23 protein-coding genes and 1 pseudogene are annotated in these 25994 nt (G+C 45.6%); 7 read left to right on the forward strand and 17 right to left on the reverse strand.

What is annotated here, in order from left to right; genetic code table 11:
- Positions 1–6: 6 nt before the first annotated feature.
- The 5 genes from deoB to ACH59B_RS21635 form a co-directional block, all read right to left on the reverse strand.
- Positions 7–1191, reverse strand: a complete 1185-nt coding sequence (deoB, locus tag ACH59B_RS21615) for a phosphopentomutase (protein WP_017425576.1) — start codon at positions 1189–1191, stop codon at positions 7–9.
- A 29-nt stretch (positions 1192–1220) separates the two neighbouring features.
- Positions 1221–2399 carry a NupC/NupG family nucleoside CNT transporter gene (locus tag ACH59B_RS21620; RefSeq protein ID WP_016820385.1) on the reverse strand — a complete coding sequence of 393 codons (1179 nt, stop codon included), beginning with the start codon at positions 2397–2399 and terminating at the stop codon, positions 1221–1223.
- Positions 2400–2474: 75 nt separating this feature from the next.
- On the reverse strand, positions 2475–2870 hold the full coding sequence (locus ACH59B_RS21625) for a cytidine deaminase (RefSeq protein ID WP_016820386.1): 396 nt from the start codon (positions 2868–2870) through the stop codon (positions 2475–2477).
- A 30-nt stretch (positions 2871–2900) separates the two neighbouring features.
- A complete protein-coding gene (gene deoC / locus ACH59B_RS21630; RefSeq protein ID WP_016820387.1) occupies positions 2901–3563 on the reverse strand; it encodes a deoxyribose-phosphate aldolase in 663 nt (220 codons plus the stop codon).
- A gap of 209 nt (positions 3564–3772) precedes the next feature.
- Positions 3773–4708, reverse strand: a complete 936-nt coding sequence (locus ACH59B_RS21635) for a sugar-binding transcriptional regulator (protein WP_017425578.1) — start codon at positions 4706–4708, stop codon at positions 3773–3775.
- A 275-nt stretch (positions 4709–4983) separates the two neighbouring features.
- Between ACH59B_RS21635 and ACH59B_RS21640 the strand changes: the two genes are divergently transcribed.
- Positions 4984–5397, forward strand: coding sequence for a chemotaxis protein CheW (locus ACH59B_RS21640; RefSeq protein ID WP_016820389.1), 414 nt, complete (start codon positions 4984–4986; stop codon positions 5395–5397).
- Between the two features lie 56 nt (positions 5398–5453).
- Here ACH59B_RS21640 and ACH59B_RS21645 read toward each other — a convergent pair.
- From ACH59B_RS21645 to ACH59B_RS21670, 6 genes and pseudogenes are all read right to left on the reverse strand, one after another.
- A pseudogene (locus ACH59B_RS21645) lies at positions 5454–6571 on the reverse strand (slipin family protein).
- 681 nt (positions 6572–7252) lie between these two features.
- Entirely contained in the window at positions 7253–7882 is a 630-nt protein-coding gene (locus ACH59B_RS21650) for a bifunctional 2-polyprenyl-6-hydroxyphenol methylase/3-demethylubiquinol 3-O-methyltransferase UbiG (protein WP_016820392.1), read from the reverse strand.
- Between the two features lie 42 nt (positions 7883–7924).
- Complete coding sequence (locus ACH59B_RS21655; RefSeq protein ID WP_016820393.1) at positions 7925–10849, reverse strand: glycosyl hydrolase; 2925 nt, start codon at positions 10847–10849, stop codon at positions 7925–7927.
- A gap of 563 nt (positions 10850–11412) precedes the next feature.
- Complete coding sequence (gene ribD, locus ACH59B_RS21660; RefSeq protein WP_016820394.1) at positions 11413–12513, reverse strand: bifunctional diaminohydroxyphosphoribosylaminopyrimidine deaminase/5-amino-6-(5-phosphoribosylamino)uracil reductase RibD; 1101 nt, start codon at positions 12511–12513, stop codon at positions 11413–11415.
- Complete coding sequence (locus ACH59B_RS21665) at positions 12510–13274, reverse strand: GTP cyclohydrolase II (RefSeq protein WP_016820395.1); 765 nt, start codon at positions 13272–13274, stop codon at positions 12510–12512. Before ACH59B_RS21665 ends, ribD begins: the two co-directional genes overlap by 4 nt.
- Before the next feature lie 83 nt (positions 13275–13357).
- On the reverse strand, positions 13358–14455 hold the full coding sequence (locus ACH59B_RS21670; RefSeq protein WP_031462271.1) for an FAD-dependent monooxygenase: 1098 nt from the start codon (positions 14453–14455) through the stop codon (positions 13358–13360).
- Between the two features lie 256 nt (positions 14456–14711).
- Between ACH59B_RS21670 and ACH59B_RS21675 the strand changes: the two genes are divergently transcribed.
- Entirely contained in the window at positions 14712–15047 is a 336-nt protein-coding gene (locus tag ACH59B_RS21675; protein WP_013312049.1) for a helix-turn-helix domain-containing protein, read from the forward strand.
- Positions 15048–15214: 167 nt separating this feature from the next.
- Here ACH59B_RS21675 and ACH59B_RS21680 read toward each other — a convergent pair whose 3' ends face one another.
- Positions 15215–15607: a helix-turn-helix domain-containing protein gene (locus tag ACH59B_RS21680; protein ID WP_016820397.1), complete on the reverse strand. Its 393-nt coding sequence runs from the start codon at positions 15605–15607 to the stop codon at positions 15215–15217.
- A gap of 149 nt (positions 15608–15756) precedes the next feature.
- Between ACH59B_RS21680 and ACH59B_RS21685 the strand changes: the two genes are divergently transcribed.
- Together ACH59B_RS21685 and ACH59B_RS21690 are read left to right on the forward strand one after the other, a co-directional pair.
- Complete coding sequence (locus ACH59B_RS21685; RefSeq protein ID WP_017425587.1) at positions 15757–16275, forward strand: DJ-1/PfpI family protein; 519 nt, start codon at positions 15757–15759, stop codon at positions 16273–16275.
- Between the two features lie 193 nt (positions 16276–16468).
- Positions 16469–17170, forward strand: a complete 702-nt coding sequence (locus ACH59B_RS21690; RefSeq protein WP_025365887.1) for a YoaK family protein — start codon at positions 16469–16471, stop codon at positions 17168–17170.
- A gap of 12 nt (positions 17171–17182) precedes the next feature.
- Here ACH59B_RS21690 and ACH59B_RS21695 read toward each other — a convergent pair whose 3' ends face one another.
- A complete protein-coding gene (locus ACH59B_RS21695) occupies positions 17183–18358 on the reverse strand; it encodes a DHHA1 domain-containing protein (protein WP_019688670.1) in 1176 nt (391 codons plus the stop codon).
- Positions 18359–18598: 240 nt separating this feature from the next.
- Between ACH59B_RS21695 and ACH59B_RS21700 the strand changes: the two genes are divergently transcribed.
- The 3 genes from ACH59B_RS21700 to ACH59B_RS21710 all read left to right on the forward strand — a co-directional run bounded on the left by ACH59B_RS21700 (position 18599) and on the right by ACH59B_RS21710 (position 21822).
- Positions 18599–19132: a MarR family winged helix-turn-helix transcriptional regulator gene (locus ACH59B_RS21700; RefSeq protein WP_019688671.1), complete on the forward strand. Its 534-nt coding sequence runs from the start codon at positions 18599–18601 to the stop codon at positions 19130–19132.
- A gap of 136 nt (positions 19133–19268) precedes the next feature.
- Complete coding sequence (locus tag ACH59B_RS21705) at positions 19269–20588, forward strand: HlyD family secretion protein (RefSeq protein WP_031462272.1); 1320 nt, start codon at positions 19269–19271, stop codon at positions 20586–20588.
- A complete protein-coding gene (locus ACH59B_RS21710; protein ID WP_016820403.1) occupies positions 20572–21822 on the forward strand; it encodes an ABC transporter permease in 1251 nt (416 codons plus the stop codon). The genes ACH59B_RS21705 and ACH59B_RS21710 overlap by 17 nt, the downstream gene beginning before the upstream one ends.
- Before the next feature lie 155 nt (positions 21823–21977).
- Here ACH59B_RS21710 and arsC read toward each other — a convergent pair whose 3' ends face one another.
- From arsC to ACH59B_RS21730, 4 genes are all read right to left on the reverse strand, one after another.
- Entirely contained in the window at positions 21978–22397 is a 420-nt protein-coding gene (arsC, locus tag ACH59B_RS21715) for an arsenate reductase (thioredoxin) (protein ID WP_016820404.1), read from the reverse strand.
- A gap of 25 nt (positions 22398–22422) precedes the next feature.
- Positions 22423–23712 (reverse strand): arsenical efflux pump membrane protein ArsB, encoded by a 1290-nt coding sequence (locus tag ACH59B_RS21720; protein WP_031462273.1) that lies wholly within the window; start codon positions 23710–23712, stop codon positions 22423–22425.
- A gap of 79 nt (positions 23713–23791) precedes the next feature.
- Positions 23792–24142 carry an ArsR/SmtB family transcription factor gene (locus ACH59B_RS21725; protein WP_404302641.1) on the reverse strand — a complete coding sequence of 117 codons (351 nt, stop codon included), beginning with the start codon at positions 24140–24142 and terminating at the stop codon, positions 23792–23794.
- Between the two features lie 85 nt (positions 24143–24227).
- The gene (locus ACH59B_RS21730; protein ID WP_257126313.1) at positions 24228–25817 is read right to left on the reverse strand and encodes an alkaline phosphatase family protein; all 1590 of its coding nucleotides are present in this window, start codon (positions 25815–25817) and stop codon (positions 24228–24230) included.
- Positions 25818–25994: the final 177 nt, after the last annotated feature.

Below are 25994 nucleotides of genomic sequence, written 5' to 3' on the forward strand. Positions count from 1 at the left end.
TCTAGATTACTGAAGCTCTGCCAAAAAGCTAGTTCCGTGTTCAGGAAGTTTTACACCAAAGTTATCCGCTACGGTCGCCCCAATATCCGCAAACGTCTTGCGAACCGCCAGTTCCTTGCCTCCAGCAGCAAAACGAGGGGAATATGCCAGCAAAGGCACATATTCGCGGGTATGATCCGTTCCGCGATATGTCGGGTCATTCCCATGGTCTGCGGTGATGATCAGCAGATCGTCATCATTCATTTTGGCGAATACCTCGGGCAGACGGGCATCGTAATCGTCCAAGGCTTGACCGTACCCCTGCGGATCACGGCGGTGGCCGTATACAGCATCAAAGTCCACCAAATTTAAGAAGCTTAATCCGGTGAATTCCTCGTCCAACGTAGCCACCAGCTTATCCATGCCGTCCATGTTGGACACTGTGCGCACTGCTTTCGTTACACCCTCGCCGTCATAAATGTCAGAGATTTTACCCAAGGCGATTACATCCAGACCTGCATCCTTCAGCTCGTTCATTGTGGTACGGCCAAAGGGCTTGAGCGCATAGTCATGTCGATTGGAGGTACGAGAGAAGTTGCCTGGCTCGCCTACGAACGGACGGGCAATAATGCGACCCAGCATGTACGGATCTTCCAGCGTGATTTTACGACAGAACTCACAAATCTCATAGAGCTCCTTCAAAGGTACAACTTCCTCATGCGCCGCAATTTGCAACACTGAATCTGCTGAGGTATAGATGATGAGTGCACCTGTTTTCACGTGCTCTTCGCCCAGTTCGTCAATGATTTCCGTGCCACTGGCTGGCTTGTTGCCAATAACTTTACGACCTGTATGCTCCTCAATGCGCTGGATCAGCTCATCTGGAAACCCATCCGGGAATACACGGAAAGGAACTGCAATATTCAACCCCATGATTTCCCAATGACCTGTCATTGTGTCCTTGCCGTTGGAGGCTTCCTGCATTTTGGTGTAATATGCGAGTGGCTTATCGGCCACCGGTACCCCTTCTATGGAACGAATGTTGGACAGACCGAGCTTACCCATATTTGGCATGTTCAGACCGCCGCGTTCGCGCGCAATATGACCTAGTGTATCTACATCATAATCATCAAACTGGGCAGCATCCGGTGCTTCGCCGATACCAACCGAGTCCATAACGACCAAGTGAATCCGTTTAAATTTAGACATCATAAAAATCCTTTCCTGATTCGCTGTTTTTTTTACAAAAACAACCCTGCAATCGTTGCCGACAGCACGCTAACCAGCGTCGCTCCGTACAACAGCTTCAGACCAAAACGGGCCACTACATTTCCCTGTTTTTCATGCAGACCCTTCACAGCCCCAGAAATGATACCGATGGATGAGAAGTTTGCAAAAGATACGAGGAATACCGATACGATTCCGACCGTACGCTCGGACAAGCCTGTTTGTTTGGTCAGATCCAGCATGGCCACAAATTCGTTGGATACCAGCTTGGTAGCCATAATGCTGCCCGCCTGCACTGCCTCATTCCACGGAATCCCCATAACAAAGGCGAACGGTGCAAACACATAGCCAAGCAGCGCCTGAAAGCTGATCCCAAACAACCAGGAGAAAATGCCGTTAACCATGGCAATCAGCGCCACAAAACCGATCAGCATCGCAGCTACCGTAATAGCAACCTTGAAACCGTCCATAATATATTCCCCGAGCATTTCGAAGAAGGACTGCTTCTCTTCCTCTTGAACCTCCAGTAAATCGTCTTCCTTCTCAATCTTGTATGGATTAATAATGGAAGCGATAATAAAGCCGCCAAACAGGTTCAGCACCAATGCGGTAACCACATATTTGGGGTTCAACATTTGCATGTAGGCTCCCACAATCGACATGGACACCGTAGACATCGCAGATGCACACAATGTATACAGCCGATGTTTTGGCAGCAGACCAATTTGTTTCTTAACGGAAATAAATACCTCGGATTGACCCAAGATAGCCGAAGCTACAGCGTTGTAGGATTCCAGTTTACCCATTCCGTTTACTTTGCTCAAGACAAGCCCGATATATTTAATAATGAAAGGCAGCACTTTTACATATTGTAAAATCCCAATCAGTGCGGATATGAACACGATTGGCAGCAGTACACCGATAAAGAACGGTGCTGCTCCTTCATTCGCAATTCCGCCAAAAACGAAGTTAATCCCTTCCATAGCATAACCAATCAGACTATTAAAACCTTTTGCAAAACCTTTGACTAGAATTTCACCAATCTCTGTGTTCAGCAATACGAAAGCAAGCGCTGCTTGCAGAACAACCATAACTATCAGCGGACGATACCTGATTTTACGCTTGTCACTGCTGGCAACGTAAGTAAGTGCAAATACAACGAGCAATCCCACCAAAGCGATTACATATTTCATTTCAATTCCCCCTCATTACATTAAGCGCTTACATTGCCCATAAAAAGAATGCGCCCCAAAGAGGCATTCTTTTTTTTATTTTCCCAGATCCGCAGGTCGAAAGGCACCCGGCAGTAATTGATCCACCGTCCACTCTTCCGTATTGCCATGAAGGTTTGTCAGATAAATTTTGGTATCTTGATGAGCAAATTCGGAAATGACCTGACGACAGGCCCCACATGGAGACACAGGTCCTTCCGTATCAGCTGCTACCGCAATCGAATCAATTTTTCGGCAGCCTTCGGATACCATTTTGAAAATCGCTGTCCGCTCTGCACAATTACATAAGCCGTAGGAGGCGTTTTCCACATTGCATCCGTGATAAATCGTGCCATCGCTCCCGAGAACCGCAGCACCTACTTGAAAATTCGAATACGGAACATATGCCTGATTACGCGCCTCAAGCGCTTTCTGAATCAATTGATCCTTCATCGCGAATCCCTCCATGACTTTAAAATAAACTTAGTAGGAAGATGTTGATTGCTCGCCCTCGATGATTTTCACACCGGAACTTGCACCGATCCGACTTGCGCCAGCTTCTACTAATTTTTGTACGTCCTCCAGGCTGCGTACGCCGCCAGAAGCTTTAACACCAATATCAGGTCCTACTGTTTTGCGCATCAACGCTACGTCTTCCACAGTAGCTCCACCTGTAGAGAAACCCGTCGAAGTTTTCACAAAATTTGCTCCGGCTTTGACGGACAGCTCACACGCCAGTACCTTCTCTTCGTCTGTCAGCAGGCAGGTTTCAATAATTACTTTTACCAGTGTACCCGCAGCCGCTTCCACAACCGCACGGATATCCTGCTCGACAAGCTGTACATCACGCGCCTTCAAAGCGCCTATGTTAATTACCATATCAATTTCAGTTGCACCGTTAGCAATAGCATCTTTGGTTTCAAACGCTTTCGTTGCCGATGTATTGGCTCCCAGTGGAAATCCGATAACCGTACAGATAGCCACGCCTGTGCCTGCAAGCTGTTCGGCTGCATAAGCTACCCACGCCGGATTCACACATACGGAAGCAAACTGGTATTTTTTTGCCTCAGCAGTCAGTTTTGTAATTTCATCCTTCGTCGCATCTGCACGCAACAATGTATGGTCGATTAATGCTGCAATGTTCATATCTAAAGGCTCCTTCATTTAATAAATAGTGTGAAGAAAATGAATCGATTATTTCTCTGTGATGAGATCATCATAGCACGGCTCTGAACATATGTAAAACACATTTTGAAATTATGTTCACGCTTGTACACAGGCCGTTCACCTACAATTCATGTTACCCTGTATGCACACTCCGTAACCATGTTTAATTGAATTGAGCTCCACAGGTTCTATTGCAAAAGTGCTTGTGCTGTAAACTGATCCGTCACCAAGATATTCGCATACTTGCCACGCAGTGATGCCCGAATGGCCTCTACTTTGCGCTGGCCTCCAGCTACAAGGATGGACTTCTCCTTCTTTCGCAGCTCAGGTAAATCAATTCCAACGGTACGGCTGTTGATTTCCTGACTGCATATGTTGCCCTCATCGTCAAAAAAGCGCGAGCAAATATCGCCTTTGCCGATTTTTTGCAGCAGCTTCTGCTCTTCATGGTTAAAATAACCTAATCGGAACAGCAGCGCATCCTCCTTGACCGTACCCACCGTAAACACCGCAATGTTCGCCTGCTTGCCAAGTTCAATGATACGCTGGATATGCCGATCCTCCTCGACCATTTTCTTAACAGCTTGACTGTCGAAAATTACAGGCAGCGGCAAATACCGAGCGATGGTGTTAAAGGCTTCTGCGAACAAATTCACGGTTTCCACGGCATAAGTGTTGACATGCGAATGGCTTACGCCTCCTTTGAGCTGAACCACCTCAACTCCCTTGACCTGCTTTTGCTGGAGATGAAGCGCCACCGCATGCATGGTTGTTCCCCATGTCACTCCAATAATATCAGCATCCTGTACCGTTTCATGCAAATAGTCGGCTGCTTTTTTGCTAATATGTTTCTTGATCTCCTGATATTCATTTAATGGCGAATAACAGACCAGCACGGTATCCAGCCCGTATTTCTTTTTCACCTGCTCTCCGAGCGCGTCCATATCCTCCATGGGGTCCACAATACTGATCCGCACGTATCCCTGTTCCTTGGCAGCCTGAAGTAACCGCGATACCGTAGGCCGTGAAACTCCGAGTCTGACCGCGATATCCTGCTGGCTATAGTCGTTCAGATAGTATAATCTGGCTGCCTCGATACTTAACCGCTGCTTTTCATGATCCATTCTACCTCAACCCGCTTATCTTAAAATGTAGTGCATCGGACACGACCTCAGCTCCAAACACTATATATGAAGGGAAATTCGAAGCCACGCCTTGTCCGGTTGGTTGTTATTTTGGAAGATTTAACTGCTCGTTTGTGATATTCTGTGATTAACTAAAACCATTTTACCGCATCCTCCACTTTATCGTTCCGTCTGTTAAAACGCAATAGTTAACCCAATTTATCGCTAGTTCACAACTTGTGATGGACTTATCTGAATATGTAAGGAGAATTGCTATGTCTGAATATATTGTGTGCAGTCTGGCGGACAAGAAGTTCGCGTTAAACTTTCTGGAAGTCGAAGAAGTCATGAATGCCAAAAAAGGGACACCGCTCCCCTTTTCCGAGGCGTGGCATGAAGGAATGGTGACCATTCGTGGCGATGTATTTACAATCCTTAACCTACGCAAGAAACTGTTTCTCCCCGCATCAAGCGACTCCTCCGAGGACAAAATGATTTTGCTCAGTCGTGCGAAGATTGCCCTGCTTGTCGATCAGGTGGAGGATACGGCATCTGCTGAAGACAGTCAGCTACAAAGCAATGAGGAAGAATGGCAACGCGAATTGTTTCCTACTGTGATGGAGCATCGGGGTGCTCTCATTCCGGTGATCGATATGGACGCTTTTCTCGCATCCACCAAGACGAACTAAAAAAATACTCCCGAACCTTGAGCCAGCTTGCACTCATCGTTCGGGAGTATTTTCCGTTATTGGAGTCCCTGCCCCTCTTTCATATGAACCAACGTGTTTAGCTGCTCCAGCAGCGTATTTCCGCCAGTCAGCGATATCGTACCAATCTTCTCGCAGATTTTTTCCATGAATTCCAGCTCTTTGAGACGATAGAGGGTGGAGTTTTCGTCCATCAGCTTGGCCGTATTGAGCAAACTACGAGTGGATGCCGTCTCTTCACGTCGTGTGATGAGGTTGGCTTGTCCTTCTTCTCTGCCAATAGCACCGTATTCAGAATATCCTTGATATCCCCCGGCAAAATAATATCCTTCACCCCTGCGGATGTAAAAGTAACCCCATATTCACCGCTCTGCTCATTCAGTCGTGTCAAGACATATTCCGCGATCTCCTGCTTCATTTTCAGCAAATCATCCAGCTTCATTGTGCCCACGTATTCACGCAGCAGCAGTTGAAGCATAATGTATATTTGTTCCTCGTATGCTCTGAATTCCAACGCCCGTAGCGGCTCAATGATCCGGTACTGACAGACGAAGTTAAGACGCAGCGTGATTTTGTCTTCAGTCATGATTTCCTGCCCCATCAGGTCCATCTGCTGCTGTCGCATATCTAATGTTTTGATCTCTGTATTCACCGTGGACAACCAGAAATAATATTTGCCCGGTTTCAGTTCACCTTGCAGCACATTATCGTAATACAAAAACCCCAATTCATGACTGGCCACCTGAAGGGCTTTCCAGAAGCCCGGTGTCTTGGACAAGAATGCTTGCCCCAAAGCCTTATCAATGGCAGGCTGCCGGGTATCTGCACGAACAAAACGATGCTCCTTAAGCATGTTCCAAAATGCATATTTCCCTGCTGTCAGCAGCTCTACAAACCGATTATCCTCATAATGCAGCACATATTCATGGTCCTCTACATCGATGACAGTCAATTGCTCCAGCAATAGAGGATCTGTCAAAAACAAACGAATATCATGATCTGGTACAAAAAATGATTCGGCTACATTCAAAATTTCAACGGCTTCCTGCTGAAATGTCTTCAATAGGTAAGTCCCTGGGAGCAACAACTTGTGGTAGCTTCCTTTTTTGAACAGCAGTCCGCGCTCATCGGCTTTAATCGTTATCTTCTTAAACATCGTATCACTCCTAGTATTTAAAATCCTCAACTTAAAAATAGGCTTCTTCGTATGTATGGCGGCTCCGCTTATTCGCACGTTGAGTTAAAACACATTTTTAAAATGAGGATTTTTTATTTTTATCTGTTGTAGTGGGTTAGTGACCCTTGCAGAGCATCCCTCCGTGTGGAGGGCGGGGCCAAGCTTAAGGAAAAAGAAAGGAGCCGCCTGTTCCCGTGTTTCGGGGATGGAATTCACCAGCCCAACATCGACTGTGAATCCGTATTCCTGTAGCCTCGGGTCCTGTCGGCGCTTGCTCTCTCCGGTATCCGCTGACCGCATAGCCATCGCTCCGGCATCTGTCATCAAGACCAGACATGGGATACTCTTATCGGGGTCTTTTCAGTGTTTTATTCGTCCATTCGAATACTCTACCAAAAGTCGCTTGGAAGGCGATTGGGAATCGAACCCTAATTGTTGGTGGATACATCAGATTTACAGGATACCTGATCCGATTAGGGCAGGCACTGCGGGACCTTTGGAAATCCTCGCCTCGGTAATATCTTCCTGTATCAGCCTTTATCATTATTGCGCACCCTTGCACTCACGAACATGGCGAAAGTATTACGACCCCATAAAAAACAAAAAAAGACACGGAGGAAGCATATGTGCTTCCCTCGTGTCGTTCTCTCACCATTCACCTTACAGCTCTTTGTGACATTTGACCATGATAAATTTGAATGGAGGTTTGCTTTCCATATTTTTATGTGGCTCAACAATTTCCGAAATTTCTGTTAATCCATATTTTCCGAATTCTTGTTCTACCGAGTCAGCATCATAAAAAAACATGTTTACCCCTTCCATGATCTCGAAATAGTCTTTACCTAGCTGCTTTCCCTTTCCAAACATCGGAGCTTCCTTTGAAATAGTCGTAAAAACCATATATCCATTTGGCTTTAGCTGATGATAGCAATCCTTAATAAATTTCTCTCTCTCACTTTTATTCAATAAGTGAATAAGCGCATAACAAAATATGCCGTCATAAAGCTTGTTATCAAAAGGCATATCCATTACGGAGCCATGAAAAATACTGATATTGAGCCCTTTTTGTCTTGCCAAATCAATCGCTGTTTTTGAAATCTCAATACCTGTAACATGTATTCCGTTGTCCATAAAAACCTTGGCATTTCTACCATATCCAATACCAGGTATCAATATATTCTTAACGTTCTTTTCAATGAAAAAGTCCTTGGTCAGAATTGCTGAGTCTGAAGGTTCAAAGCCCCACATCATTTGATTTTCTATAAAACTGGATTCCCAAAATTCTGTCATACCTTTATCTCCTCTATAATTATCATATCCATAATTTCGAATTTATTCAGGAGCAAGCCCGGGCTGGAACGTGTCCAACGCCTCGGTCGCGGAAATTTCGGAAACCCCTGTCGTTGTAGAGGCCGTCTGGTGGGTATAGCTGAATGAAGGCGTCTCATATTGCAATCCCGCCTTTTCATAGGTGAACCAATAGCTGACAGCCTTTCCGATGGTGAGGTCTTTAACCCGCTGCTCCCAAACACCGGCGTTGTTGGTCATCCGGTAGTTGAGCTGTTGCCCACCTGCTAAAGTATAATGCACGTCAACATAGACTGAGGCTGTTTTGGGGGTAAATTGAATCAGTGCTTCACGATCGCTGACAAAGCGGGCCCGTACGGTGTAATCTTCCGTTTCTCCGCCACCCTCATTGCCGCCAGATGCTGCCTCCGTAGTTACCGATACAGCACGACTTGCCGCAGACAGGTTACCGGCTGCATCACGAGCCTTGACGGTAAAGCTATAAGCGGTCGCTGCATTCAGTCCTGTAATTGAAGCGGAAGTGCCGTTTATCTCAGCCGCCTGAGTCCCGTCCTTATACACGATATACCCCGTTACGCCAACATTATCTGTAGCTGCCTCCCACTCCAGCGTAACCGCCGAAGCCGTTTTGGCCGTAGCTCGCACATTGGCCGGGCTGGTTGGGGCCTCTATATCAGGTTGTGGATTGCCGCCGCCGTTTCCATTTCCGATATTAAAGCTGTTCGGCTGCACGGTAATACTATGTCCATCTGAAAAGGTTACTATTTTCTCTTGGTTGGTAAAGTTGTAGGCCACATAGGTTTTTACACCGTTCTTATGAAATACGGCATAAATAGGTGAATTGGCAGTGACGCTACGGTCGATGTTGCCAACAGCATCCAAGTTATAAATCCAGTGGTAGGCATTCGCCTTGGAATTCCCAGCTTCCGGTGTCATCGCCGCTACGCGTGCACTGAATTTGGCCTTGGCATCGGACGGGTCCGAAATCGCTCTGTACATATACACGATATCTTCCCACGGGCTGAAATTCCCCCCGCTTTTTTGCAGCAGATTGCTAAAATTTTTAGCCGCATATTCCGGATATTGTGTCAGATACAAGGAAGCAGAAGTAATCGGCAGCCAGTTGATGCCATGCACCTCTGCGGGGTTATTGGTCCACCATGTAGCATTCCCGACCGTTTTACCACCCCAGATCATACTTGCCGTCGCACTTTGCATCCCTGAAGGGGTGTTTGTACCTTGTACATCAAACCAGTATTCGTTAATCGCATTCATTTCCGTTGTATATAGATAGATGCCCAGATCACGAGTTTGGGTATTTCCCGTCGCCTCGCCCCATAAAATCAGACCGGCCCAAGCATTCATCGCTTCCGAGGAGGATTCATTGTTGTTGCCGTCGCCAAATTTGGCATGACCGGAAGCCCAGGTGTGGCCGGCATAGGGATCAAAATTACGTAAATACGGAAATTTAGAATCAGACCTGTCTGTATTGGCAATGTCGCGAATGAGCAGCTGCACCATCTGCCCCCATTGTGAATTGGATGCCCAGCTCTTGTCCACCCGTGCAATTTCGGCCGCAGCCTTAATAAAGTATCCATAATGGAAATGATGGTCGTTTAATTCTACCGCGCTGCCAAAGCTGTCGGGATAACCGATTAATGTCCCCCAATTGCTATTGTACACAAATAGGTTCGAGCTTTTCAGGTTTCCTGAGCTGTCGCTGGCCTTAAACCAGTCCTGTAGCCGACTTTTAATCTCATTGCGGAACTGGCTCGCTGCTACAGTATTGCCCACCTGGTCGGCAATTGGCGCCAAGGCTGCCAGCTTGCCCAAACGTTTTCCAGTCCAGTACGTGTCACCATCGCCAGAATAGACTTCTGCTTTCGCTTCGTCTATATAACTATTCAGCTTATTTTTATCATAAGACCCCAAATCGGGCAAAGAAGGGAGCACGCCTGTAAACTTCATCTTCGTTTGAAAAGAAGCCCCTTCCGCTGTTTTCATCAGACCACGTACAGAATTGTACGTATAGCCCAGTAGAGATTGTGATGAGTTTTTCCACTGATGTGGATATAAGGCAAAAATAGTACCCGCTTGTGTACCTTGTTTTGCGGTTGTTGTAACGGTAAAGGTGGTTGTTACCTCGGAAGAGGCTTCGTTGTAGCTGTACTGTGCTTTGGAGTCTGTAACAAAAGAATAGGCATATTGCTGAAATTTGTCCAAGGTCGCCGTTGTATTGTCAGGCAAAGCCGCCACTGTAAAATAGTTTTTCCCGTTCAATTGATTGATTAGAGTACTCGTCCCAAGACCAGACCAGGTGCTACCGGAAGGAGCAAACAGACCATAGTGTGAGCCATTGATCGTAATGCCAAGCACAGGAGAACTAGCGGAGCCAGACCAGACCTTGGGTACCTCATTGAACGAGAGCTTGGGATTACCGCCGCCAAACTCGAAAAAAACATAGGGGGAGCCATGTCCATAGGTAGCACTCATTTTGTTGCTGCCGCTTTGAAGTAAGGATCTGACAAACCAGTCACTGAAGGCATCCACCTTGGCATCCGGAAATGAAGCGCTTTCAGAATGACCAATGGTAAAATCATTCACATCATCCATCCAGCCTGCGATGTATCCCGGATTGACCGTAATTTTACCGCTTGGGTTAAAGATGCGCAGACCGTTTTGCTGATTTTTCAAGGCAAGTGGATGCGGATATTGAGCCTCGGAGTAGGGCACCCAGGCCAGACTGCTCCACCAGTCGTTAGTAGGCATTGGGCTAGTTACATTCGCTGTCTTATAAATTTCGTTTTGCGGTGTAGCTGCTCCGGCAGGTAGTGTGGTTGAATAGGAGCCTGTGCCTTGTGTGACCTCACCCGAAAAGGCTTTAGTAGAAACCGGTGCAGCTAAACATATCAGACTGGCACTTAACAAGCATAATATCATTTTTTTCACAACCAACATCCTCCTTTGAATTCTCTTATCCCTTTCCCTGCAAGGCTTTTCCCTTTTCTTCCAAGCTGAATTCAACTTCATTGTGCTTGATCTCTATTTCCAGGTCAATCCTTATATTTCTAAAATCTAACTAAACGAGGCGAAAGTCTCTAAAAATACACAAGAAACCAGGACGAAAAACCCAAAAATCATGTCATTTTGTATTAAGTAATTATGTCATTTTGATTTCACCCCATAAGACGTTCACCTTATGAGTTATTCACCCCATTAACCATTCACCCTAATAAACGTTTAGTATATAAAAAAAGAATCCTCCAGGCCTTTTTAGCCCTTCAGATCCTCTGTTCTTTTGAATTTATAAGTTTTTGAATCAATGAGTTTGAGCTTTTAAGTGTTTAGTTTCTCCTGCCCTTCCCATGCTCCACACCATTTCGAAAAATGAGTGACTTTGCGGTGGGATTCTTACCTTTAAATATCTTATACAATCCGAAGAATCCCACTGCAACAGCGATCGGAAGATCAACCCCTTCGCGGAGCCTCCTTCTCCACCCGAAACAACTCACTCATTTTCCTCGCCCAAAATACCCTTCTATTTTCCAGTCCACGCCAACCTGTGTTACGCTCAAATCCTGCAAGGCCACTGCATCGCTCATCGCAGACACGCCCTCTCCCCCGAGAAAGCCCGGGGCTGCGCGCCCTCCAACCAGCTTCGGCGCCATATACAGCACCAGCTTGTCTGCCAGTCCTTGCTGCACGAACGAAGCGTTCACCTCGGCCCCACCTTCCACGAATACGGACGAGACCTCCTCCGCCCCCAGAATGTCCAGCATTTGCGGAAGGTTGACCCGCTCACTGTTTTCATCCTGTGTCGGATAAACCTTTATACCGAGCTGTTCCAGCTGGCTTCGCTTGCCTTCATCATAAGCCCGCCCTGTGAATATCCAGGTCGGCGCCTCTCCATCTGTAATGACACGAGCATCCAATGGAATTCGAAGCTTACTATCCAGAATGATACGAATCGGATTCCGTCCTTCTGGTAGACGAGTCGTAAGCTGAGGATTATCATGAATCACGGTCTGTACACCGACCAGGATGCCTACATGCTCGTGACGAAGACGATGCACATCCTCCCGTGCAGCCTCAGATGTGATCCACTTGCTTTCAGAGGTTCGAGTTGCAATTTTACCGTCCAGCGTTACTGCCGATTTGATTGTAATAAAAGGTCGCTTGCTCACGATATATTGATTGAACACTTCATTCATGCGGATGGATTCCTGCTCACATACGCCGACAATGACCTCAATGCCCGCATCTTTCAAAATCTGTACCCCTCTGCCGGAAACCAGCGGGTTCGGGTCCAGTGCTGCAATGACCACCCGACGAATGCCTGCCTTCACAATCGCTTCCGCGCATGGGCCTGTCCGGCCGTGATGAGAACACGGCTCCAGCGTTACGTAGATCGTCGCTCCCTGAGCGTGTTCCCCCGCCATACGCAAGGCATGAATCTCGGCATGTGGCTCACCAGGCTTCAAATGAGCGCCGATCCCAACGATACGGCCATTGTTAACAATGACTGATCCGACGAGCGGATTCGGTTCTGTTTGCCCTTTGGCACTTCTGGCATTTTCCAGTGCCAGGCGCATATATTTTTCGTGAGTGTTCATAGAACCTCCCTGAGATCGGAATCCCGCAAATGGCCGGATCGTTCTACTTTTGTATTCAAGTACCGTTCATTATATTGTGACACATCGCCCCAGAGCGGCATACGTCCCGCCACATTCATACCCGACTTCTTCAAGGCATCCAGCTTTTTAGGGTTATTTGTAATCAGAGTTACTGGTTTTTGTCTCAGATGTTGAAGCACACTAATGGCATCCGCATAATTGCGTGTATCATCTTCAAAACCCAACTGATGGTTGGCTTCGACGGTATCCATGCCTTCTTCTTGTAGAATATAAGCCATGGCTTTACTAAACAAACCGATTCCGCGACCTTCATGATTTGCCAGATAGAACAATGCACCTGTTCCATGTTCCACAATCATTTTCATCGACTGATGGAGTTGAAATCCGCAATCACAACGCTTGCTACCAAAAATATCTCCAGTATGACAAATACTATGCATGCGAACTAATGCATTTTCGGACTGTTGGAGATCCCCGTACACCAATACACTTGATTGTTGTCCCTCCGCCAAGTTCAGTGTGGACAATCGCTTCACGATCGTCTCAGCATTGGCATTCAGTAAGTTCTGGCGATCTTCCTCGTCCCGTACAGGTAGCCAGCAATACCATTGAAAAACAACCGTTTCCCCTTCTAAATTAACTGGCAGCTTGATCGGTCCTACCAAAATTGTCGAGGATTGCTCTCCACGAACAGTTTGAATTTTATCGTTAAGTAGCGTAGCTACATCTTTAATATTCATCTCTCTGCACCATCCTTTATATAAACTCTATATATGAAATGCCTCACATTTCTCAGGCTAATCGTTGTTGTCGGGGTTTTATATCATTTAACTATGTGTAAGAAATGTTCATGAAACGTGGACTCCAAGATTAGTTGACGCTCCTGAAGCTCGGTGACAGCCTGCCGTCGTCCATCTTCGAAAGCCTTCAGGTCTTCTGCGGTATATACCTGCTGGCGTAAACGAAGAAGCTCACTGGCCAGCACATCGGCATCCTTCAAAGCAGCGTTCAAACCAAAAGCTCCCGTAGGTGTCATGGTATGCGCCGCATCTCCAATCAGGACCAGTCCATTCTGTGCCCATGTGTCACTACGGCTGCTGAAAATATCCAACGGTACGAAGTCCTTCCATGAACGAATGTGATCATGCACACTATGCTCTAAATCTGGAAAAGCCTCCGTAAACAGCTGTATAAATGGTTCAAAAGATTGCTTAAACAGGGTGGAAAAGCTCCCCTCCTCCACATTCCAGCCAATTTGGATATAGCCCTCAGCCTGCGAGAATAAAGCCAACTGACCTCCGTTGACCAGGGCTAGACGAGTGACGGGCTCCCACCCGGTAGGTGCCGTGATTTTGGCCCATAGCAGATCATAGCCGTGGCGAATGTTAGTCACAGGCATCTGCGCCAGCTTGCGCACAGTCGAATAGCGTCCGTCTGCCCCCACAATCAAAGAACTATGAATTGTAATCTCATGACCGTTCTTATCGCGGGCGGTCAAGCCCGTGTACCCCTGCTCGCTGTCACCCTCCAACGCAGTCACAGTTGTACCTGCCAGGTAACGGAAAGACTCGTAGGTGGACGCCTGCTTGAGCAGAGCATCCAAAAATCGAGGTTGTGGAATATGCACCCCTACATTACCATGGATTGAAGCTGGCTCAACCGTCTTGACCTGCTGCTGATGCTGCCAATATTCGATTCTTGTGGAGGCGAGAATATGATCCTCATGAATTTGTTCGAGCAGTTTATGTTTGCGGATCACTTCCTGACCCTCATCGTTTAAAATTTCACCGCGGAAAGCCTTTCCGGGCACGCTCTGCCGCTCAACCAATATCGTTGAAACACCCTGCTCCGCCAGTAGACAGGATAACAAAGTCCCTGCGGGTCCCCCTCCAACTACGCACACTTCACATTCTAGCTTCATCCGACTTCCCCCTGCACCCAAACCATAACCTCAACGATTCGTCCGTATCTGTTCATTTAATTACATCATTAATCATATCAAATTAAGTTCAAATTTTAAGCATTTACATCTTAAACTCCGTATCAAAGCTAACAAGTTACTTTATGTAACAAAGTATATTTATATCATTCGATTTCGTCAAGTAATAAATTTATGTAAAGTAAAATCATTTACTTTTAACAGTGAATCGTTAATAATAGGAGCATGAGGTGATCACATGAATATTCCGCAGATGTGCCCACGGTTTGAAAAGGCTATGGAGCTACTGAGCAAGCGTTGGACGGTGTTGATCGTATTTCAACTAACGAATGGTCCGCAACGTTTCGTCGCTATTGAGAATTCAATTCCTAACTTAAGTGGAAAAGTCCTTTCGGACCGTTTGAAAGAGCTGGAGGAAGAAGGAATCATTCAACGTATGGTTTATCCTGAAAAGCCTGTGCGGATTGAATACTCCCTTACGGATAAGGGACGCGATTTAGCTCCTTTATTTGACCATATTGGTACTTGGGCTACACGCTGGATTGAGGTTTTACCAGCACTTGAACAGCAATGATCCATATGGGCTACAGCTATTTTTCCTAGCTAACATGATCCACACACAGACTGCTAACATGCCAAAGAACGCCTTTGCTCTAGGTACAATTCGTACTCATCGTGCAAGGCGTACTATTTTTTTATATGACGGAGTGTTAAAGGTCCATCTAAGATCGCATCCAAGATTTAAACATTTCCCTCACTGCTGCGTTGCATTTCCTCACGGATGGATTGCACCCGTTTTTTCCCCCAGTCATACATCATCTCCACAATCGGTAAAATCGTCATCCCCAGCTCAGTCATCGAATACTCCACCTTTGGAGGCACTTCGGGATACACTTCCCGGTGTACAATACCGTCCTCCATCAACTCCCGTAGCTGGTTGGTCAGCACTTTATGCGACAGCTTCGGAAACAACCTTTGCAGGTCACTGAACCGGTGCGGCCCTTCGACACCCAGATGCCATAAAATAACGACCTTCCATTTCCCGCTCAGCACAGATAGCGTTAATTCCTTTTCGCAGTTGTAGTCTCCGTTTACAATTTTCTCCCGTATTTCTTCTCTCAGCGTATCAGACATATATCAATTAACTCCTTCGAAATCATCATGATCTTCCACATGAATAGTAACCTGCAGGTAACCTCCGTACTTGAAAGTGCATTCTTCACAGCCCGACGAAGCCACCCTACAATAGTAAATAACGTTACACACTCAAGGAGGAATAGAGTATGAGTAAAAAAGCTCTTTTTATTATACCCCCAGAGCGCTTTAATGAGGATGAATTATTTAAACCAAAAGAAGCGCTGGAGCAAGCAGGTGTTACTGTAACATTAGCCAGTACAAAAACAGGCGAAATCATGGGTGACTACAACGGTAAAGCGACGGCTGATCTTGTCTTTACAGACGCTGTGCCGGCTGAGTATGATGTGGTATCTGTAATCGGCGGATCAGGAACAAATGATCATCTGTGGAATAACGCGGATCTCCAAGCTCTGCTGAAACAAGCTCATGAGCAAAAGACTTTAGTGGCTGGCATCTGCGCAGGCTCTGTAGCTGTGGCTCAAACCGGCCTGCTCTCTGGCAGAACGGCTACATGCTACCCCGTGGATGTGCAAAAGGATCAGCTCCAATCGCATCAAGCCGACTATGTCGCTCAGCATGTCGTCGCTCATAGCGATATTATTACAGCCGACGGCCCAGATGGTGCACAGGAGTTTGGTAAAGCACTCGTTCAAGCTCTGCAATAAGCATATTCTCGAAGTTCCAGATGGCACTTTAAGCAGCACTCCAACAAGCCGCATCGCGTCCTTTCTATTGTATGGGACCTGATGTGGCTTCTTTGTGTCATTTTCATGCTTAAGTGATTAATTTAATTGTATGGTCCTGGATTTTCGTGTTAGCTTTAAAGAATCGACGTTTAGTATAGGAGGCTTATATGCCGTGTTTATGAAAGGCAAAATCCATTTACATCAGGTAACGTCCGAATCGTTACGACTGGGCGCCTTACTATCATTAGTAGGGGGCTTTTTGGACACATATACCTTTGTTGGAAGAGGCGGTGTTTTCGCCAACGCACAGACAGGCAATATCGTCCTGCTGGCTGTCAAAGTCATTCAGGGGCACTGGGTTCAGGCATTATCCTATATCCCGCCTCTGATCGCCTTTTCACTGGGGGTTTTTGTTGCTGAAGGGATTAAACGCAAATCAACCCACCGTTTAACTCCAGACTGGACCCGCACAATTCTTTTACTGGAAATCGCGATTTTTTTCATCGTGGGATTGATTCCGCAAGGAGTTCCCAATACGGTAGTAGTGGTGATCGTCTCATTCGTCGCTTCCGTGCAAATGACTTCCTTCCGCAAGCTCATTGATGTGCCGTACACCTCCACGGTCAGCACCGGTAACCTTCGATCAGCTATCGAGGCTGTGTATGTCGCTGTAACGACCAAGGACACGAACGCTGCCATTCGAGCGATGCGTTATGGTGTCATCCTGGCTGCCTTCTTGGTAGGAGCCTTGCTGGGGGGATTTCTGACTTTGACGATTGGGGATAAAGCCGTTTGGGGCGCTGTTGTTGCACTTATTTTTTCTTTTATTTTATTTACAGAAGAGGAAAAGTGGAAGCTACCGCTGCGTCACTAATCCTCCATTATATTAGCCCTGAATGAACTGCCGCTGGGCCGTTTCAAAGAAATTCAAGAGGTTCTCGCGGGACGAAAATGCTGCCTGAGCAGATTGGTTGCTACCGCCCCCCTTGCCCTGAAACGCGCCCAGATTCTCTTTCAAAAACGCTCCGCAGCTAACTGATTGGCTACCATTATGTGCCAGAATGATTTTGTTTTCGGCTGTTGTGGCAAATAAAACAAGCAAATCATGCTCAGCTGTCAGCTTGGCAGCCAATTGCTGCATCTCCTGAATGGATTTTTGTTCAAATACATGAGCAAGAACATGCCCCTGTACAGCAGACAGCAGCTCTTTCGCCTGGTACGATGCATTTTCCTCTTGTAGAAACTCCACTTGCGCCTTGAGCTGCTTATGCTCCTGCTCCCACTTTTCGAATCGAGTCAAAATATCCTTTCGCCCAGTATTGAACTTCGTAGATAACACGTCCAAAATCCGAGCACTCTCATTAAAGTCTTGGAGTGCGCGAGCACCACATTTGAAATGGATTCTCGCCATCCCTTTTTGCTTTTCCCATTTCAAGCATTTAATCATTCCAATTTCCCCGGTTTGAGCCACATGTGTACCGCCGCAAGCATTATATTCAATGCCTTCGATCTCAACAATCCGAATATTTTCTGTTACTTTAGGCATTTTCACAAGCGGAATGTCCTTCAATTGCTCATGGGTTACAAAATAACTTTTTATGCTGCGGTTATTGTAGATTTGCCGATTTGCTTCCTGCTCGATTGCCGATAGCTGCGCGGATGTTATATCAGAACAGTTGACATCAATTGTGGCGTACTCTTGTCCCAAATGAAAGCTTTCTGTACGCGCACCTAACAGTTCCAGACAAATCGCTGACAGCAAATGCTGCCCGCTATGCTGCTGCATATGATCAAATCTGCGCTCCCAATCCAATTGGCAGGCCACTTTCTCCTCCTCCGGCAAACGTTCTACCTGATGCCAAATGTCCCCATCCTCAAGAACCACATCTAATACACGGATGCCCTGAATCGTTCCTGTATCACATGGCTGACCTCCACCATGCGGATAAAAGGCCGTTTCCTTGAGCATAACAAAAAATGCTTCGTCTCTTTCCATGCTCTGTGTAATATGAGTGTCCCACTCCGTAAGATTTGGAGCGGTGTAATATAATTTTGTCGCCATGTCAGGTCCCTCACTTTTGGGTATCTTTGTCTCGTGCGATATCCACTTATTATCAAGCACTTCACTGTAAATATCAATGTAGTGAATAGCTTAAACTACTGCACGGACAACCTCCATATAGTGAAAAATCTGCATGACGATTAACAAAATTTAGCTTGAAATTCATTTTTGAATCGATTAAGATTAGTCGGCTAACTAATTTGTCGACTGGAACACAATGTAAGAAGAAAGGAGAACCTTATGGATTTTGATTTACGGGATTTGCCCACTCGTGAAGCGCTGCAAGAATTTTCTATGCGTATCCCAGAGATTGATGTAAGAGCGACAGAAGCGATGCTATTTTTTATGCGCGTATCCTCCAGTCTTTTTAAAGTGAGCTTTGAAGGCTTTGAGAAGTTTGGTATATCTCACGGAAAATTTTCAATATTAATTCTCCTGTATCGCAACATTCAAACAGGGTTGCTGGCTACAGAGCTTGCGGAGAAAGTAGGGGTTAGCAAGCCTACCGTTACCGGTCTGCTTGACCGTCTGGAACGCGATGGGCTTATTATGAGATCCGTTCACCCTTCCGACCGCCGTATGAGTATTGTTAAACTGACCGAACAAGGAACAGAAATGATGGAGAGACTGCTGCCTGTACATTTTACATGCACTTCCACACTGATGAGCCATCTATCCAACGATGAAAAAGAACTGCTCCTGACATTACTGAAAAAAATAGAAAGCGGCATCCCTCAAGCAAAAGAGATATATGAAGCAGCAAAGCCAGAGTAAGTTTTAATTTTTGCATTTTAGTTAGCCGGCTAACATCTAAATTATTAAATAATAGAATAAATAAAATGTACATAATCAGGATATTTATTCGAGTCTAGGTTGAATCCATTTTATGAACTTAAGGAGCATATTACCCATGAATCGCACACAAGTCACCAGCCTTATCATCCCTGTCATTTCTATTGCCTGTCTGATCGGCGGGGGGTTCCTGCTTCAGACTAACGGACAAGATCAAGTCACTGCTTCGCGATCCGTTAAAGGCACAACGCTCAATGCTGATAGCATTCATGTATCTTTTGAACAAGTAGGCGGCAAAGTCCTAAACATCCCGGTAACAGAAGAAACGAAAGTGAAAAAAGGAACTGTCCTTATGGCTTTGGATTCCAAAGATGTGGATTTGCAAATTGAGCAGCTGCGGACACAAATCGCGCAGTTCAATACACAGATCAGCCAACAGCAACAATCCATCCAATTAGGGTACACACGAGCAACAACTCAGGAAAAACAAGCACAGCTGGATATCGCGCAAGCTCAAGTCACTGAGAGCAAAAGCCAAGCGGCACTGCTGCGGGCACAGGCAGCTGAGCGTCAAGCCACTGCTGCGGAACAACAGGTCAATAATGGTGCTCGGGATGAAGATGTTCAGCAGCAACGAATTGCCGTAGCTTCTGCCACCAAAAACGTTCAGACGTCTCAGACTAACTACAAACGTAATAAAGCACTTTATGATGCAGGAAGTGCATCCAAAGCAGTGTTGGATGATGCTGAATCCTCATTGACTTTAGCGACAAATCAGTTGAGCCAGCAAAAGGAGTCTCTTCAAAAGCTGCTCCATGGCGCTACTCCTGAAGAACGTATGCAGGCCAGTGAACAGACCACACAAGCAGCGGTTGCGGTAAAACAAGCCGAGGAGGAAATCCGTGGTGCCCAATTGTCCGTCGATCGTTCCAGAACCCAACTGGAAACCATTCAGCAAAGCCGTCAACAGTTGGCAGATCAGAAGTTGGCTATCGACCTTTTAAAGCAACAAAAAGACACACAGGAAGTTCAGCTTAAAACATTGTTACTCAAAAAAGAGCGACTGGTATTAAAGGCACCACAGGATGGCAAGGTTACTTCGATTAGTACAAAAGTCGGGGAAAATGTCGCGCAAGGAGCGCCTGTGATTACCCTGGAAACCAACGATTTATATTACGATCTGTATGTCAATGAGGAACAAGCGGGTAAATTCAAGGCCACTCAAGAAGTGAAAACCCGAGTATCTGCTCTCAACAAGGACTTGAAAGGTACCGTACGTTATGTGACCGCTGCGCCGCAATTCGCTAATGTAAAGATGTCCCGTGAAAAAGGTGAGGCAGACACCGCCACATTCCAAGTACGTGTATATGTAACAAGAGAAGCCGCTTTGCTACCAGGCATGACAGTTGAGGTGAATACGAATGAAATCACTTCGTGATGAATGGACGTATCTGGTTCACTCCAAGTATCCGATCATAGCTATCATCTTCCCGCTGATTGCAGTGCTGGGGTACTCCCTGCTGCTCCCAAGCAGCCAAATTAACGACGCTAACGTGGTCGTGGTGGATCAAGATAACACAGCTTACAGCCGTGAGTTCATTCAGAAAATAGATGCTTCTCCATATATGAACGTAGCTGAGATTGTTTCGTATACGGACAACCCTGAACAGTATTTTTATCATGAGCAATATTTGGCTGTTATTTCCTTGCCGCATGGTTTAGAGGATAATCACAATCGTTCCCTTTCTAGCCGCGTGGGTCTCATTCTCGATAATACCAATGTTCAATCTATTACTTCCATTCGTACAGCTATGCAGGAAATTAGCGTTTCTGAGAATATGGAACTGTCTGTTCCAGCTATGTTGAAAACGGGGATGAACGCCGAACAGGCTCAGGGAGCTCTCAATGGTATTGCCTTGGAGGTGCGTTCCCTGTTTAACCCAACCAATGATTATCAGAATACGACGATACTTGCATTCACTTGTATGTTCTCTTTTATGATACTCAATATCAATAGCTTACCTATCGTCGCCAGACTAAGGGTTTCCAAGAGACTGGCTGCCGAACTGCAAAATCCGTTCAACATCCTACTGCGTATTCTTCCTTATACGCTGTTTTCGACGGCTGGCTTAATCTTCTCTCTCGGGATGCTTAAAATGTTTGGGGGAGGTCGTTTCGAAGCCAATCCGATCCTCTTCATGATTCCGGTTGTCCTGTATGTATTCGGTACCGTATGCTTCAATGTTCTGGTTGCATGGGGCGCTGCACATCCGGGGATTGCCATTGGCAGAATGGTGATGGTGCTCATGCCTGCTTTTGTACTATCGGGGGCCGTTCTTTCCAGATCACTGTTTCCACCTTTAGCGATTCAAATCGGTGATTTCTTTCCCTTCGTATGGATGTACAAATTCCTCCGCACCATGGGACTGCGCGGTGCATCTTTTCAAGAGATGCTTCCGGAACTCGGATCTTTGTTACTATATGTCGGTGTACTCTCCATGCTGGTGATCGCCAGAGCACTGTGGGAAAAACAGAAGCTGACCAAGCAGACTGCAGGCGCTGCTCCTGAAAAGGGATCGCCACATCCCGTTATTCCAGCAAGCTCAACTGGCGGCGGGTTATCTATGCAAGGAGCACCATCAGCACCTATGCACGAGCCTATAAAAGGATAGAGTCTCGTCTGTAAAATAAAAAGGGTTAAGTGTCGTCTAACGAGCCTTAACCCTTTTTCATTAACATGAAGATCTTCTATTTCAAAAATGCCAAACAAACACCGCCCTTTTAAGGAAGTATGCCTGAGTTCGCCCTTCCTAAGCCGTGCACTGGTTTATTCACCGGTCTCCGCAAATTTGCGAATACGAGCCCCGACTTCATCCCGTACACGCTGGAATACACTCCATTTCTCTTCTTCTGTTCCTTGTGCTTTAGCCGGATCATCAAATCCCCAATGTTCGCGGCGCACGTACGGAGGTGTAGTAGGACATTTATCGGCAGCATCTCCGCATAAGGTCACAACTAAATCCGCACTATTCAGCAAAACAGAATCAATAATATCTGAAGTTTGACCGGAAATATCCATCCCAACTTCATTCATCGCTTGCACCGCTTTAGGGTTGAGGCCGTGTGCTTCAATGCCCGCACTGTATACATTCCAACGGTCTCCCAAGTATTGTTTAGCCCAGCCTTCTGCCATTTGACTGCGGCAAGAATTACCAGTGCACAAAAAATAAATTGTCTTCTTGTCCATCATCAGCGTCTCCTTCAATTGTCCATTATGAAATGATTAACCACAGATATAAGCCCAGTAGGGTAATAAAAAGTGTAGGAATAGTTAAGATGATGCCTGTTTTAAAATAAGTCCCCCATGAAATTTTCACGTTTTTCGAACGAAGCACATGCAACCACAATAAGGTGGCTAACGAACCAATTGGGGTTATCTTCGGTCCGAGATCCGACCCTATAACGTTAGCATAAATCAGTGCCTCTTTGACTATACCAGTTGTATGGGTGGCATCAATGGCAAGCGCATTAATCATGACCGTAGGCAAGTTATTCATACCCGACGAGATAATCGCCGCAATAAATCCCATGACCATGGTGGCCACAAACATACCTTGATCAGCAGCCGCTTGAATCACATGGGACAGCAGATCCGTCAAACCGGCATTACGCACACCATACACCACCACATACATTCCGATAGAGAAAAACACGATGGCCCATGGAGCGCCCTTGATGACTTCTTTCATGGGTACCACAGGGCTTCTTCTAGCCATCAGCAAGAAAAAGATGGCAATGATACCGGCCACCACCGAGACGGGAATGTCTAAAAATTCGCTTGCAAAGTAGCCAACCAACAATATTGTGAGAACAACCCAGGACATACGGAACATCTTTGGATCTTTTATCGCATTTGCAGGCGTGATTAACTGTGTCGTATCAAACGTTTTAGGAATTCTTTTGCGAAAAAAGAGATACAGTACCACGATACTAGCCAATAAGGAAAACAGATTAGGTACAATCATACGACTCGCATATTCCATAAAACTGATTCCAAAAAAGTCGGCTGACACAATATTAACGAGGTTGCTGACTACAAGCGGAAGCGACGTCGTATCTGCAATAAATCCGCTCGCAATGATAAAAGGAAATACCATTTTCTCATCCAGTTTCAGTGCCCGAACCATCGCCAGTACAATTGGTGTCAAAATTAAGGCCGCACCGTCATTGGCAAAAAAGGCAGCAACTACGGCACCCAGCAGACTCACATAGACAAACATCCGGGTTCCGCTTCCACGGGCTATCCGTGCCATGTGAAGTGCTGCCCATTCGAAGAAGCCGATTTTATCAAGGACTAACGAAATCAGAATAATGGCGACAAAAGCTAGTGTGGCATTCCAGACAATTTGAGTAACTTCCCAAACATCATGCAAATCCACTACACCTACCAGCAAGGCGAGTATGGCACCGCCGCAGGCAGACCATCCAATAGACAGATGTTTAGGCTGCCAGATCACCAATACTAAAGTAACTAAGAATATAATGCATGCCAACAAAATCAATGTTCTAAACCTCCATTACATTACCTTATAAACATATACTTATATTAAAAACACCACAAAGAGATAAACGGAACAGGCTTTAGGATGAACAAGCTGAGGCATCCGGTCCACAAGATGCGATCGGTTCCTCTTTATTTAGCGATTTCAAAATATGCTTGGAGCCTGGCATGCTCTCAAGAACAGCTTGAATATGCGGTTTGTCGTCTACGTTTAAGGAATAGTATACCCACTGACTTCGCCGTTCTTCTTTTACAATTCCTTGCGACTTTAATTTTCTAAGATGTTGGCTGATTGCTGGCTGCGACATATCAAAAATATCTACAAATTCGCAAACACACCATTCTCTTTCTCTTAGCAGGGATAACATGATCAATCGGGTTTTATCCCCCAATAGCTTTAAATGATCAGCTACATAACCTAGTTGATCCAATATATGCCCCCCCTTCCACCTATATAACTACATGCTTATATACTAATATAGCTCAATTTTAATATCAAGAACGATCAATACTTATTCATTTCACCAATTGCATAATCCAGTCTTTTATGTCCACGATTCGCAGTGTTTTGGGCCGTGTATTCGTCCCAGAAATTATTAACGGGACAAGGGAATCTTGTTCATGCAGCGATCCATGAGCTCCCCCACCGATGTGGGTAGGAGAACTTTCGCTGACGAGTTCATATCCCGGTTGGACCGTGACAACAACGTATCTTCCTTCATGTGAATTCATTGCCCCGTGTAGCCTCGCCAAAACGTCTGGATATTTTCCATATTTGATCCGGTTGTTATTGATCGTAATATCCACAAGATTCGTTTCGCCCGATAATGTCCATGATTGTCCATATTCATCGGTAAATTTTCCACCGGGATGATAAGAAAACAGGCTACCATTTCTCCCCTTTGTAACCTGGATATTATTTTTACCGTCTTTCATAGCAATAACGTCGAGCTTATTCTCATGCTGTAAAAGCTTCACCACGTCAGACAAATCTACGTTATTGTCAATTGCATAGATATAGGCCATCCGTTCATTAGCGGCAATCACGATTTGGTCATCACTTCTTACGGGTTGATTTAATTTTGCAATCCGGTAATGGCCCAAAAGAGGCCTTATATCAACAGTGGCTGCCTGTCGATCATTATAAACCGCACTTTGCCCACTGTCCCCCAAGACGATCCATGTAGCATTTTGTACAGCCTCTTCCCAAGAACCGTATGCGTTCAACACAGTTTGCAGTGCTTGATCGGCTTTTTCAATTCCCTCCAGTTGAGTCGGGCCTTTTCTATGCGCCAAATTATCATTCCCTGGAAAGTATGTGATGGTTAGGTTTGGAAGTTTTTTTTGATTGATTAGAAAAGCGGTTTCTTTTGCAGAAAATTCGTCGTTCATCCCAAGTTTTTTCCACGGAGAAGTATTCCAGCTATTCCCCGGATCCAGTTGAGCAAAAGTTGCATATGAAAACCATTTAGGTCCTGTTATTTTCACTTGTTCTGGCACACGGTTACTGTTTGCAATAAAACGAGGCACCTTTAAGGAATGTTCCGTTCTTCCTCTAAAAACAATAGCATTGATGGATGCAGATTCTTTCCCTTTGTCTGCTAATGCTTCATGTATTGTTTTCGTTTTTTTGTTCAATTGAACTTGATTTAATTGGTAAATAGCGTCATTAAATACTTGCAGTTGGTCGATTTTCAAGGCTTCTTTGGCACCATTGCCGTAGAGAATCATGCGTTTCTTTGGGTCGCTGTACCAAACGAGTCCAGGCACATGATGTTGGTCTGCATACGTCCCCGTTAATAATGTGCTGTCGATGGTCACAGACATTGTGGGAAATGAGCTGACTACCTGCGGGAAATATTGCCCTTGATGAAGGAGAAATCGCATTGCGGGGGCACGGCCTTCTTGAATCGCTTCTTGCAAAGGCTTATCCATTAAAGAATCAATCAAGATTACAATGACAGGTTTTTTGCCCATTTGATTTGCTGTGTGATGTGGGTTCACGCTCTGTTGCTTTAGCTTTTGACTGGAGTCCGCTCTACAGCCCAAGATCAACAACAAAAAACTTAACATTAGTACAACGGTAACTTTATTTTTCATGCTCATGTGTGTGTCCCCTTCTTAGAAAAACAGTGCCCTTGATCCTCTTATTTTTTCATATACAAAAAAAATTATTCCTACATTGGATCTTCGGGAAAAGAGAGAACTCCTGCATTCAAAGTTACAACTCCATGAATTTTTTGAATCTAATAAGCCAAATTTAAGATCAAAATCATTCAGGGA

The organism is Paenibacillus sp. DP01 (genome assembly GCF_044784315.1).
GTDB lineage: Bacteria > Bacillota > Bacilli > Paenibacillales > Paenibacillaceae > Paenibacillus > Paenibacillus polymyxa.